The sequence below is a fragment of the Pandoraea fibrosis genome (genome assembly GCF_000807775.2).
Classification (GTDB): Bacteria; Pseudomonadota; Gammaproteobacteria; order Burkholderiales; family Burkholderiaceae; genus Pandoraea; species Pandoraea fibrosis.
The window spans coordinates 751,355-763,263 of record NZ_CP047385.1 but is presented as its reverse complement, the minus strand read 5'-3'; the positions used below and the strand labels follow the sequence as shown (position 1 = coordinate 763,263).

The 11,909-nt window shown below is 63.8% G+C and carries 11 protein-coding genes; 4 read left to right on the top strand and 7 right to left on the bottom strand.

The window, feature by feature from the left end; translation table 11 throughout:
* The first annotated feature begins 110 nt into the window (after positions 1–110).
* Complete coding sequence (locus PI93_RS03360) at positions 111–1,310, top strand: amino acid aminotransferase (protein WP_039368327.1); 1,200 nt, start codon at positions 111–113, stop codon at positions 1,308–1,310.
* Between the two features lie 74 nt (positions 1,311–1,384).
* Here the strand turns inward: PI93_RS03360 and PI93_RS03355 are convergent, their stop codons facing one another.
* Positions 1,385–2,212 (bottom strand): alpha/beta fold hydrolase, encoded by an 828-nt coding sequence (locus PI93_RS03355; protein ID WP_039368325.1) that lies wholly within the window; start codon positions 2,210–2,212, stop codon positions 1,385–1,387.
* 415 nt (positions 2,213–2,627) lie between these two features.
* Here PI93_RS03355 and PI93_RS03350 point away from each other — a divergent pair, with 415 nt between their 5' ends.
* Positions 2,628–3,347, top strand: a complete 720-nt coding sequence (locus PI93_RS03350; protein WP_039368323.1) for a glutathione S-transferase N-terminal domain-containing protein — start codon at positions 2,628–2,630, stop codon at positions 3,345–3,347.
* Positions 3,348–3,500: 153 nt separating this feature from the next.
* Here PI93_RS03350 and PI93_RS03345 read toward each other — a convergent pair whose 3' ends face one another.
* The 6 genes from PI93_RS03345 to PI93_RS24930 form a co-directional block, all read right to left on the bottom strand.
* Positions 3,501–4,706 carry an NAD-dependent formate dehydrogenase gene (locus tag PI93_RS03345; RefSeq protein ID WP_039368385.1) on the bottom strand — a complete coding sequence of 402 codons (1,206 nt, stop codon included), beginning with the start codon at positions 4,704–4,706 and terminating at the stop codon, positions 3,501–3,503.
* A gap of 160 nt (positions 4,707–4,866) precedes the next feature.
* A complete protein-coding gene (locus PI93_RS03340; RefSeq protein ID WP_039368321.1) occupies positions 4,867–5,724 on the bottom strand; it encodes a class I SAM-dependent methyltransferase in 858 nt (285 codons plus the stop codon).
* A gap of 150 nt (positions 5,725–5,874) precedes the next feature.
* On the bottom strand, positions 5,875–6,381 hold the full coding sequence (locus PI93_RS03335) for a GNAT family N-acetyltransferase (RefSeq protein ID WP_039368319.1): 507 nt from the start codon (positions 6,379–6,381) through the stop codon (positions 5,875–5,877).
* A gap of 52 nt (positions 6,382–6,433) precedes the next feature.
* Positions 6,434–7,345, bottom strand: a complete 912-nt coding sequence (locus PI93_RS03330; RefSeq protein WP_039368317.1) for a LysR family transcriptional regulator — start codon at positions 7,343–7,345, stop codon at positions 6,434–6,436.
* A 162-nt stretch (positions 7,346–7,507) separates the two neighbouring features.
* The gene (locus PI93_RS03325; RefSeq protein ID WP_407945353.1) at positions 7,508–10,072 is read right to left on the bottom strand and encodes a penicillin-binding protein 1A; all 2,565 of its coding nucleotides are present in this window, start codon (positions 10,070–10,072) and stop codon (positions 7,508–7,510) included.
* A 58-nt stretch (positions 10,073–10,130) separates the two neighbouring features.
* Positions 10,131–10,265, bottom strand: coding sequence for a hypothetical protein (locus PI93_RS24930; RefSeq protein WP_268893816.1), 135 nt, complete (start codon positions 10,263–10,265; stop codon positions 10,131–10,133).
* Between the two features lie 98 nt (positions 10,266–10,363).
* Here PI93_RS24930 and PI93_RS03320 point away from each other — a divergent pair, with 98 nt between their 5' ends.
* Together PI93_RS03320 and PI93_RS03315 are read left to right on the top strand one after the other, a co-directional pair.
* On the top strand, positions 10,364–11,083 hold the full coding sequence (locus PI93_RS03320; protein WP_039368314.1) for an OmpW/AlkL family protein: 720 nt from the start codon (positions 10,364–10,366) through the stop codon (positions 11,081–11,083).
* 191 nt (positions 11,084–11,274) lie between these two features.
* Positions 11,275–11,772 (top strand): DUF2946 family protein, encoded by a 498-nt coding sequence (locus PI93_RS03315; protein ID WP_039368310.1) that lies wholly within the window; start codon positions 11,275–11,277, stop codon positions 11,770–11,772.
* The last annotated feature ends 137 nt before the right edge of the window (positions 11,773–11,909 follow it).

The following is an 11,909-nucleotide window of genomic DNA, read 5'->3' as shown; positions in this document are numbered from 1 at the left end:
TAGCGGTATCATCGGTCGTTTAGCGCCGCAGGCGCCGCTGGGATCCCCCGGCCGGCCTCGTGCCCTGCCGGCCCGCATGACCGAATTTCTTTCGTTTTCCAGGAACTGCCATGTTCGAACATATCGATGCCTACCCCGGTGACCCGATCCTGTCGCTCAATGAGAATTTCGCGAAGGACCCCCGCACCAACAAGGTCAACCTGAGCATTGGCATCTATTACGACGACGACGGTCGTCTGCCGGTCATGCAGGCCGTGCGTCAGGCCGAAGCCCTGTTGCTCGCCGAAGTCGGTCCGAAGCCGTACTTGCCGATGGCGGGTTTCGCCAACTACCGCGACGCCGTGCAGGGCCTCGTGTTTGGTGAAGATTCGCCCGCACGCGCTGCCGGCAGCATCGCCACGGTACAGACGCTCGGCGGCTCGGGCGCCCTGAAGGTCGGCGCGGACTTCATCAAGCGCTACTTCCCCGGCTCGCAAGTGTGGGTGAGCGATCCGACGTGGGACAACCACCGCTTCATCTTCGAGCGCGCCGGTTTCACGGTAAGCACGTATCCGTATTACGACGAAGCCACCGGCGGCCTGCAATTCGAAGCCATGGTCGACGCCATCGACAAGCTGCCGGCACGCAGCGTCGTGCTGCTGCATGCGTGCTGCCACAACCCGACCGGCGTGGATCTGAACGACGCGCAGTGGGTGCAACTGATCGACGTGCTCAAGAAGCGCGAACTGCTGCCCTTCGTCGACATGGCGTATCAGGGCTTCGGTTCGGGTATCGACGCCGACGCCTTTGTGATCCGCGAACTGGCCCGCCAGGGGGTGCCGGCCTTCGTCGCCAACTCGTTCTCGAAGAACTTCTCGCTGTACGGCGAGCGTTGCGGCGGCCTGTCGGTCATCTGCGAATCGGCCGAGGCTGCGGATCGTGTGCTGGGTCAACTGACGAGCGCAGTGCGCTCGAACTACAGCAACCCGCCCACGCACGGCGCGAAGATCGTGGCCAAGGTGCTCGCCACGCCGGAACTGCGCAAGTCGTGGGAAGCCGAACTCGCCGAGATGTGCCAGCGCATCACGCGCATGCGCGGTGCGATTCACGAAGGCCTGCGCGGCCATGTGCCCGAGACGATGCTCTCGCGCTACCTCGAGCAGCGCGGCATGTTCACCTACACGGGTCTGTCGGCGGCGCAAGTCGATACGCTGCGCGACACGCACGGCGTGTACCTGATCCGCTCGGGCCGTATGTGCGTGGCGGGGTTGAACGAGAAGAACGTTGGTGTGGTGGCCGCCAGCATTGCCAAGGTACTGAACAACGCCTGAGCGTCGGACCTCACCTGAGGTCGTGAAGAAAAAAGGACGGCACCCGCCGTCCTTTTTTCATGCGGGGCGACGTCTCAAGATGCTTCGCGCAGGAACGCCAGCAGATCCGCATTCACCTTGTCGGCTTCGACGGTACACATGCCGTGCGCGCCACCGGGATAGATCTTCAGCGTGGCGTTCTTGACGATCTGCGCGCTGAGCTTTCCCGAGTTGTCGATGGGCACGATCTGATCGTCGTCGCCGTGCAGCACCAGCGTCGGCACGTCGATCTTCTTCAGATCCTCGGTGTAGTCCACTTCCGAGAACTCCCTGATGCAAAGATACTGGCCCAGATGCGAGCCCCACATGCCTTGCAGCCAGAACGCGTCGATCACCCCCTGCGACTTCCTGGCGTTTGGCCGGTTGTAACCATAGAACGGCACGGCCAGATCCTGATAGAACTGCGAGCGATTGCTCGCGACATTCGCGCGAATCTCGTCGAATACGCCGATGGGCAGACCGTCAGGATGCTTGTCGGACTTCACCATCACGGGCGGTACGGCGCCGATCAGCACCGCCTGTGCGGCGCGGCCCGTGCCGTGACGGCCGAGATAGTGCGCCACTTCGCCACCGCCGGTCGAATGGCCCACGAACGTGGCGTCTTTCAGATCGAGCGAGTCGACCAATTGCGCCAGATCGTCGGCGTAGGTATCCATATCGTTGCCGGTGCCGGGTTGTGCCGAGCGGCCGTGGCCACGACGGTCGTGCGCGATCACGCGGAAACCGTGCTGCACCAGAAACAGCATCTGGGCATCCCAGGCGTCGGCACTCAGCGGCCAGCCGTGAGAGAACACCACCGGGCGACCCTTACCCCAGTCCTTGTAGAAAATCGAGGTGCCATCCTTCGTCTTGAACGTGCTCATGGTGCGATCCTTGCGCAATGCGCGATATGAACGACAACGAGGGTGCCGGACGTGGCGCCGGTGAGGGCGGGGGATGCCACGTCGCGACAGAGAAGGCAGCGCGGCAGGATTTGCCGGCCATCGTGACAGGACTTCACGCGTCGGTGTGCCAGACACCCGGCGTGAAGGTTTTCTATTTAAGGCGGCGATGAGCAAGCGCGCAAGGTGAAAATTCTTGACGATTTCGTGAGCGGGATTCACGCCTCCTGCCACACCGATGTCACGAACCGCACGGGCGATGAGGGACGGCACGTTGCCCGTCGTGGTTGCGTGCTGGGTACGGCCATGCAGCGATCGTCAGCAGATCGACTCGCTTAGCGTTATATTGGCTGTCCCGCGGCCACGTTGGCCGCATATCACGAATGCATCGATCCCCATGTCCGATCAGCCCGTCGATTTGTCCCAGTTTCCGATCACGCGTAAGTGGCCTGCTGCACACCCGGAACGCCTGCAACTGTATTCGCTGCCGACGCCCAACGGCGTGAAGGTATCGATCATGCTCGAGGAAATCGGGCTGCCATACGAAGTGCATCTGGTGAGCTTCCAGACCGACGATCAGCTCTCGCCGGCGTTTCTCTCGCTCAACCCCAACAACAAGATTCCCGCCATCCTCGATCCGAACGGCCCCGGCGGCAAGCCGCTGCCGCTGTTCGAATCGGGCGCGATTCTCTGGTATCTCGCCGAGAAGACCGGCAAGCTGCTGCCTGCCGATCCGGCGGCGCGTTATGAGACGCTGCAATGGGTGATGTTCCAGATGGGCGGCGTGGGACCCATGTTCGGCCAGCTCGGCTTCTTCTACAAATTCGCGGGCAAAGACTACGAAGACAAGCGTCCGCTCGAGCGTTACGTGACCGAATCGAAGCGCCTGCTCGCCGTGCTAGATCAGCATCTGGCGGATCGCCAGTGGATCATGGGCGACGACTACACGATCGCCGACATCGCCACATTCCCGTGGATTCGCAACCTCGTGGGCTTTTACGAGGCAGGTGATCTGGTCAATTTTGCCCAATTCAAGAACGTGCAACGCGTGCTCGCGGCATTCGTCGCACGGCCCGCCGTGGTTCGCGGTCTCGAGATTCCGAAGCGCCCGGCCTGAGCCTGTACGACGGCAAAAAAAGCCGGACCCTCGATGAGAGGTCCGGCCTGAGAACGCGACGATGCACGAGGAGGTACTGCCCCGCCAGACGTCGGACCGACGATCCGGCGGGTCTTGCCATACGACAGTGAAGCGTCAGATCTGACACAGGCGTCAGGCCGACTTCCTGAAGCGAGCCGCCTCTTCCGAACCGCCAGTGGCGTTGCCGGCGCTGTATGAGTGTGCGCCCACCCCGGCGAGCTTGCCGCCCTGCACGATCAGGTATTCGTTGCGAATCGGACGGTTCTCGAAATAGCACTCGAGGATTTCGCGCGTACCCGCGGCGTAGCGCGTCTGCGCCGAGAGGCTCGTGCCGGAGATGTGCGGCGTCATGCCATGGTGCGGCATCTTCCGCCACGGATGGTCGGCCGGTGCCGGTTGCGGGAACCACACATCGCCGCCGTAGCCGGCGAGTTGACCGCTTTCGAGGGCGGCCGCCACCGCATCGCGATCGCACAGCTTGCCGCGTGCCGTGTTGATCAGATACGCGCCTCGCTTGAAGTGCTTCAGACTGTCGGCGTTGATCATGTGCTCCGTTTCCGGATGCAGCGGACAGTTCAGCGTCACCACGTCGCAAGCCTTCGCCAGACTCTCCAGACTCGTGTGGTGCGTAAGGTTCAGTTCCTTCTCCACCGACGCCGGCAGACGATGACGGTCGAGATAGTGCAGATGCGTGCCGAACGGCTTCATCAGGCGCAGCACACGCAAACCAATCCGTCCGGCCGCCACCGTACCAACGTGCATGCCCTCCAGATCGTAAGAACGCTCCACGCAATCGGCGATGTTCCAACCGCCCTTGAGCACCCAGTGATACGACGGCAGATAGTTACGCACGAGCGCCAGCGTCGTCATCATCACGTGTTCGGCCACGCTGTTGCTGTTGCAGTACGTGACTTCCGCGACCGTGATGCCGTGTTCCATGGCGGCTTGCAGATCGGTGTGATCCGAGCCGATGCCAGCGGTCACGATCATCTTCAATCGCTTCGCGCGCTTGATGCGCTCGGCCGTCATGTAAGCGGGCCAGAACGGTTGCGAGATTACGATCTCGGCATCGGCCAGTTCGCGGTCGAGCACACTGTTATCGCCGTCTTTGCTCGACGTCACCACCAGTTGGTGGCCGTTCGATTCGAGATACTTGCGCAGGCCCAGTTCGCCCGACACGCTACCGAGCAGTGCGCCCGGCTGGAAGTCGATGGCGCGCGGCGTCGGCAGCGTCTGGCCATCGGGATAGCATTCGATCTTCGGCAGATCGTCGCGGGCGTAGGTCTTCGGGTATCCGGTGACGGGGTCGTCGTACAGCACACACACAATCTTGGCCATGATGTCTCGCTCCTGAATGATGATCGACAAGATGTCTGCGATGGCGACGCCTGACGACGTCGCTGCATTGAGGCCAATGATCGGTGCCGCAGACATGCTTGGAAAATCGTTCCGGCCGATCGGTTGATCGGCGAGACCTATCAAGAAGGAACGAGATGGCTCAGATGTCGGGCGCACGGGCCGCAATGTGCCAGCACGCCGAGGTAAAGCGAACTACGCCGTTCTCGATGAACGGTGCGTAGGCGTCGACGAGCGCGTCAATCACGCCCGCCCGTTCGTGCGGTGCCAGCCGGGCCAGCGCATGCCCGACAGGCCCGAGACGAGACGCGTACTCACGCAGGTCGGCTTGCGCGAATGTGCATTCGAAATGCACGGCCGTGAGCGCGACATCGGTCCAACCGCTTGCGATCAGTATCCGCTCGACATGCTCCCGATCCGCGAACCCGAATTGGCCCGGCGCGCCCGGCACACGTGGCGGCAGATTGGCGAACAGCGGCCCCGCCGTGCGTTCGGCAACCGTCATGAAGGGATTCTCTGCGGGGCTGCGCCATGCAAGCGCATGCAACGCGGCGCCGGGTCGCGCCGATGCACGCAGGTTGGCGAATGCGGCGACCGGGTCGTCGAAAAACATCACGCCGAGCCGCGAGACGATGAGGTCGAAGTGCGCGGACGGGAATTCGTGCGTCTGCACGTCGGCGGTGATGAACTCGACGGGTGCGCGCGCATGCGCGGCGCGCGAACGGGCAACGTCGATCATCGGCGCGGAAATATCGGCGCCGGTGAATTGCCAGCGATCGCCAAGCGCCGCGCAAAGCGCAAGCGTCGCGCCACCGGTGCCGCACCCGACGTCGAGCAATCGTCCCGACGGCACGCACTGCGCCGTGTCGCGGGCGCGGTCGATGAGGAATCGTGCGAGCGGCACGAACATCTGATCGAGCGCGACGCGGTTGTCGACCCAGGCACTCCCCGAGCCACCGTTCCATAATTCGGCCTGAACTTGATTGACGGATGCAGTCATGGCAAACCTCGTAAAGGTGCGCGCCGCACGAACCGCAGTCGATCCCCATGATCTCCCGCAATCCGCCCGGCGTTGCGCATGTCCGGAAGTTTGCCAACTCAAGTCGACTTCAGGTCAAGCACTTTATGCGAGCGATGCCGATTCGTGAGGTCAGGCGCTCGCCTGAAAGGCATCGTGATAAGCCACGGTGCCCGATGGTATCGGCGCGTCGAACCGAACGATCTGAAAGTACTCGGCGGGGACGCCCGGTAGCGTGACGGTCGGCTCGGCCACGAAGCCGAAACGTCCGTAATACGCCGGCTCGCCGAGTACGACGCAGCCAGCGGCACCCAGGCATTGCAGCGCATTGAGCGAGGCACGCATCAGTTGGCTGCCGATACCCTCACCCTGCCGATCCGGCGCCACCGAAATGGGCCCCAGCCCGTACCAATCGGCACTGCCGTCGGAAATCGTCACGGGAGAGATCGCGACATGCCCGACGACAACGCGCTCGTCCTCGGCCACGAGCGACACCGTCAACTGACCGGCGCGACGCAGCGCATTCACGATGAACTGTTCCGTGTGCGCGGTGTGCGGCGCGTTGAGGAATGCAGCGGCGGTCAACGCTTCGATCGCGTCGATGTCGGCGGGCGTTTCGTTACGAATGAGGAGCGTCATGCGCGAAATTGTATGCCACGGCATACTGCTACGCACGGTCTGTGCGACGTGCTTATGCCGGTAACAACGCGTCCAGCCGTGTTTGCAAATCGACCGAACGGAACGAGGCAACCGCCGCCTCGAGCAACGGCGCACGCGGCTGCCGCTCACGCAGAATCAGTCCGATCTCGCGATGTAGTGCGGGCTGTAACGGCACGGCGTGCAACTCGTCACGCATTTCAGCGAGACACAGCACGCTGTGCGGCACGATGCTGAAAAGGTTGGCGCATCGCACATGCGCATACAGCGCCATGAGCGAATCGGTCTCCACTCTTGGCGACGCAGAGGTGCCCGCCCGCGCCATCGCGGCGTCGATCCCCTGACGGCACTGCATATTGCCGGTCAGCAGACATAGCGGCAGTTTCGCCGCCTCGTGCCACGATAACGAGGTACGCCCCGCCAGCGCGGACTCGTCGCGTGCGATCAGCACGTAACGTTCGCGAAACAAGGGGATGGTTTCGAATTCGCGCAGACGCGGATCGTCGAGATAGCTCAACCCCACATCCAGATCGAGTTCCGAGAGCTGTCGCAGCGCCTGCGTCGCGGAAAGCGTGTAGACCTCGTGGCGCATGCCGGGGAAGTCGCGCAGGCAAGCATCGGTGAGCAGCGGCACGAGCGGCAGCGCCGTAGGTATCGCGCCGATGCGCAGGCATCCGGTGACTGCACGACGGCTGGCACTCGCCTCCTGCCGCAAGCCCTCGCAATCGGCGAGGACCTGACGCGCCCACGCAAGCACGCGCTCGCCTTCCGGCGTAAAGCCTTCGAAACGGCGACCGCGCCGCACGATCGGCAAGCCGAACTCCTCCTCGATACTGCGGATCGCGCCGGACAGCGTGGGCTGCGACACGTTGCAAAGCTCCGCCGCACGGCGGAAGTGCTGTGCCTGCGAAAGCGCCACGAGATAACTCAACTGCCGAATGAACATGGCCCGCGTCCTCCCCGGTGTCGCGGCAGACGCCACCGCCTGCGCTATATCCACGAGAATATAGCGCAGGCGGTGGCCGGCCAGTCATGAGAATGCGGCATAACTGTTATGGAAAATCCGCCCGGCGCACGGCAGGCAGCATGCCTGCCCGAGCGCCGCCGGTCACTGCGCGGGGGCGGGGGTAGCGGGGGTAGGCGGACTGGCCGTCGCCGGGGATGGCGAGGCAGGCGTCACGGGTAGCGCAGACGGCGCGCCGCTCCCTGTCGAGGATGGCGACGATCCACCATTCGGCGACGCGCCGCCCGGCCCGTTCCACTCGCCCGGCACCCCCGGAATCGTGTTGCCATGCGGGGCGCTCGCGGGCAATGCGTACTCGGGCTGGGCGAGCACGGCCGAGGCAACCGGCACGGGCAACGGGCCACCGTCGCTCGCCGCCTCGGGGGTCGGGACCGCCGGTGCAGGCGCCGGCGCTGCCGGTCGTTTCGCTGGCACCTTCGGCCTGGCTTGCGGTTCCGGCTTTTTCGCGAAGAGGCCCGTCACCCAGTCCGAGGCACGCGTCCACCAGTCGCTGTACCAGTGATGGTTATCCGGTGCTTCGAACTTCGCGTTCGCGTCGATCACTCGCGCGCGCAACGCCCGCGAGACAACATCGCCGACGATCGGCAACGCGCTGTGCGCGCCCTGCCCCCAATAATCGCTGCGCAGCGTAATGCGGCTGTCGTTGAAACCGACCCACGCGCCTGCGACCAACTGCGGTTGCATGAGGATGAACCATCCGTCTGCGTTGTCCTGCGTCGTGCCCGTCTTGCCAGCGACGTCCGCGCGAATGCCGAAGCGCGTGCGGATCGCATTGCCCGTGCCGCGATTGATGACGCCGCGCATGGTGTCGAGCAACGTGTAGTCGTCGTTCACGGACAGCGCCCGTTCCGGACGTGCCGGCGAGAAGGTCGCGAGCACATCGCCCTCGCCGTTCGTAATCTCGGTGACCATCGTCGGCTCGCGATACTCACCACCGTCGGCGATAGTGCCGTAGGCCGCCACCATTTCCTTGAGGGAAACCGGGCTCGTGCCCAGCGCGAGCGACGGCACCGGATCGAGCTTGCTCTCGCGCACCCCCATCGCCCGCGCCAGCCCGGCCACGCGCGACGGCCCGACGTCCTGCATCAGTTGCGCCGTGACGGTGTTACGCGACTGCGCCAGTGCGTCGCGCAATGTCATGGGTTTGTTGGTCGGCGCGCTGTCGTCGCTCGGCCGCCAGATCTCGCCGCCCGGCAGCGGAATCTCGACCACCTGATCGACGATCGTATCGTCCGGTGTTCGGCCCTTGACGAAAGCCGCGCCATAGACGAACGGCTTGAAGGTCGAGCCCGGCTGACGGCGCGCCTGCTGCACGTGATCGAACGGATCGATCGTGAAGTCGCGACTGCCAACCCATGCGCGAATCTCCCCGGTGCGCGGATCGACAGCGAGGAAACCGGCCTGCACGCGGGTCTTCGTCGTGCGCAGGTTTTGCATGAAAGCCTTGTCCGCCAGCAGACGCTTCATCGCCGCCTCGGGGGCTTCGCCCCCAGCCACCGCATTGCGATACTCCGCCGACTCGCGCACGAACGACTGCACCAACGCCGTGCTGTCGCGCCAGCCGCCGCGGGCCGACCAGTTCGCATCGGCAATGCCTTGCAACTGATTGGCCTGACGCGTCAGCGCCTGCGTCGCCATCGTCTGCAACCGCGAGTCGATGGTGGTGTGCACCACGAGGCCATCGGAATAGATGTTGTAGTCGTTGCGATCGGCCCAGCCGATCAACCACTTGCGCAACTGTTGCGCGAAATGCGGGGCCGGCCCCGGCGCTTCGGTCTGGCGCTCGAAATTGATGCGCAGCGGGCGCTTTTGCAACGCGGCGAGCTTCGAGGCGTCGAGATCCCCGAACTTGACCATTTGCGCGAGCACGGTATTACGACGCTGCAAGGCGCGCTCAGGATTGATCACCGGGTTGTAATAACTGTTGCCCTTGAGCATGCCGACGAGCGTGGCGGCCTCGACCACGTCGAGCTGATCGGCAGACTTGTCGAAATATGTGCGCGCCGCCATCTCGATGCCATACGCGTTGTACAGGAACGGCACCGTATTCAGATAGGTCTCGAGAATCTCGGGCTTCGTGTACAGCGCTTCGATCTTGAGTGCGGTGATCGCTTCCTTGAGCTTGCGCGTAAGCGTAGGCGCACGCCCGATGGCGTCGGGATACAGATTGCGCGCGAGTTGCTGCGTGAGGGTCGACCCGCCCTGCCGGTCGCCGGAGAACGTGTGCAGCGCCGCCGATGCGGTGCGCTTCAGGTCAATGCCGTGGTGCTCGTAGAAACGATGGTCTTCCGTGGCGACCAGTGCCTTGACGACGTTCGGCGACACGTCCTTGAGCGCTACCCATTCGCGGTTTGACGGCCGGAACTCGGCGAGCAGCTTGCCGTCTGCCGACAATATCTGCGCCGGCTGATCGACCTTGGCCCGCCGGATGTCGCGAATGCCCGGCGTGAACGGAATCAGGATCAGCGTGTAGGCGACGAGCAGGCATGGCACGGCCGCAATGGCGATAAGTATGCCGCGGCGTGTGGGATGGCGCAGGTGATACCCAACGCGAGCCGCATACGGCTGCAAGGGTTGCAGAAGGCGGAGACCATGACGGCCGGCTTGAGCGGCGGCATGCAACAGCGACGAAATCTGGCGCTTCACGATGGGGGAAAGCGTGGCAAAGTCCGCATCCTACCAAAACCGGCAGGCGCATCAGGCAAGCTCAAGGCACGATCGGCGCCGGCGAGTCCGGCTTGAGCCTGCACCACACGAAGCCGATGGGCGTGCGCATGATGCGGTGCACTTCCTCCGGAGGGCGTGTGTGAATCGCCGTCCAAAGCGCGGCAGTTTGTCGCATGGCACGCTCGCGTTTTCCCGCGCTTGACGCGCATCAAGTTCGCCGCGGGCACCTGCTTCTACCATCGGCCGTGCTCACTCACGACTTTGGAAATCATCATGAAGCACTCCCTCGGCGCTGCGGCCATCGCAGCCGCACTCGTTACGGGTGCCGCCTTCTTCAGCGCATCCGCCTCGGCACAAGCCAACCCGCAAGCTCAATCAAGCGCCGCAGACAATGCGGCGCCGTCGTCGGAGAAGACCTTCGGCTTCATCAAGGACAGCTCGCAAGGCATCTATGCCGGCGACATTCTCGCGCGCGTGCGCGCTATCGGCATTCTGCCGGACTCGCATGCGAGCGGCAGCGTGCTGCCGACGCTGGGCGTGAGCGTGAACAACGCGATCGTGCCGGAGCTCGACTTCACGTACATGATTCTCGATAACGTCGGCGTCGAGCTCATTCTCGGCATGTCGCGTCATCAACTCACGTCGAACCTCGGCCATCTGGGCGGTGTGAACGTGCTGCCGCCAACGCTGCTGCTGCAATACCACTTCAACCACGCCGGCAAGGTCCGTCCTTACGTGGGCGCGGGTATCAACTACACGCGCTTCTGGAACAGCAATCTGAATGCAGGCGGCACGCCGATCTCGATCAAGAACCACAGCGTCGGCCCGGCATTGCAGGCCGGCGTGGACATTCAGATGACGAAGACAATGTTCTTCAACATCGACATCAAGAAGATCTGGATGAAGACGGATACGTCACTCGCCGGCACCGATCTTGGCACGCTGCACATCGATCCGCTCATCGTCGGCGTCGGTGTGGGGGTGAAGTTCTGATATCCGGTGTAGAGCGCCGCACGCTGGGGGGCTGTGGCGTTCTTTTTTTCATCCGAACTCATCCGAATGGCCGATGCGGCAAATTGTCGCGTGCTCCCTACATGAGAACGCAAAGCATTTACGCCGCTCGGCGACAGCACCTACAATGCCTGGTTCCCTGATTTTTTCCCATTTCGTCATCCGGCCCAGGCATGCGCAAGCTCCGTCAGCACCGCGTCGCAATCGGGATCGCCTTGCTGGCGATCCTGCTGGCAGCGCTCATGCCGGCGATTGCGCAATGGCGCGCCGCGATGCAGCAGGACCCGTTCGCGGTCTATTGCACCGTACAGGGCACACAAGCCTCGCTCGGCACGAACACCACGCCGCGCGCCGACGCTCAGCGTGAAGCGGCCCACGACGGACACACCGGTCACGACGACGCACAAGCACCGCCCGCGCAGCCACAGGCCACCCGCCTGCATAGCAGCCACGATGGCGCGGATCACTCGCTTGCCTCGTCCGATCACTGGGAAAAATGCGGCTACTGTGCGCTTTGGGCCCATCAGCCGCTTGTCGCCACCAATTTTCTCTCCCCCCCGCCTGCCGCGCCCGCTGGTATCGCCACCGCCCCCCGAGTGCTGGTGCCGTATTACCCGCGCGACCGCTTCTCTGCCGCCCTCGCGCGCGCACCGCCCGCTCTCGCCGTCTGATCCCTTCGACTTCCGGTCGATACCGAACGTAACGGAGATACCGGAAGGCCTTGCCGAACGCAACGGGCTTCGTTAGCTCGTCTTGCCGCCATCTGCACGCGCTGTCACGACATCGCTCACGTCGGTCGTGGTCACCG

Bases quoted from the DNA above. Each gene is read 5' to 3' on its own strand.
- PI93_RS03345 (WP_039368385.1), bottom strand. From the start codon at position 4,706: ATGGCCAAGATTGTGTGTGTGCTGTACGACGACCCCGTCACCGGATAC.
- PI93_RS03330 (WP_039368317.1), bottom strand. From the start codon at position 7,345: ATGTTCATTCGGCAGTTGAGTTATCTCGTGGCGCTTTCGCAGGCACAG.
- PI93_RS03340 (WP_039368321.1), bottom strand. From the start codon at position 5,724: ATGACTGCATCCGTCAATCAAGTTCAGGCCGAATTATGGAACGGTGGC.
- PI93_RS03320 (WP_039368314.1), top strand. From the start codon at position 10,364: ATGAAGCACTCCCTCGGCGCTGCGGCCATCGCAGCCGCACTCGTTACG.
- PI93_RS03335 (WP_039368319.1), bottom strand. From the start codon at position 6,381: ATGACGCTCCTCATTCGTAACGAAACGCCCGCCGACATCGACGCGATC.
- PI93_RS03355 (WP_039368325.1), bottom strand. From the start codon at position 2,212: ATGAGCACGTTCAAGACGAAGGATGGCACCTCGATTTTCTACAAGGAC.
- PI93_RS03360 (WP_039368327.1), top strand. From the start codon at position 111: ATGTTCGAACATATCGATGCCTACCCCGGTGACCCGATCCTGTCGCTC.
- PI93_RS24930 (WP_268893816.1), bottom strand. From the start codon at position 10,265: ATGCGACAAACTGCCGCGCTTTGGACGGCGATTCACACACGCCCTCCG.
- PI93_RS03315 (WP_039368310.1), top strand. From the start codon at position 11,275: ATGCGCAAGCTCCGTCAGCACCGCGTCGCAATCGGGATCGCCTTGCTG.
- PI93_RS03350 (WP_039368323.1), top strand. From the start codon at position 2,628: ATGTCCGATCAGCCCGTCGATTTGTCCCAGTTTCCGATCACGCGTAAG.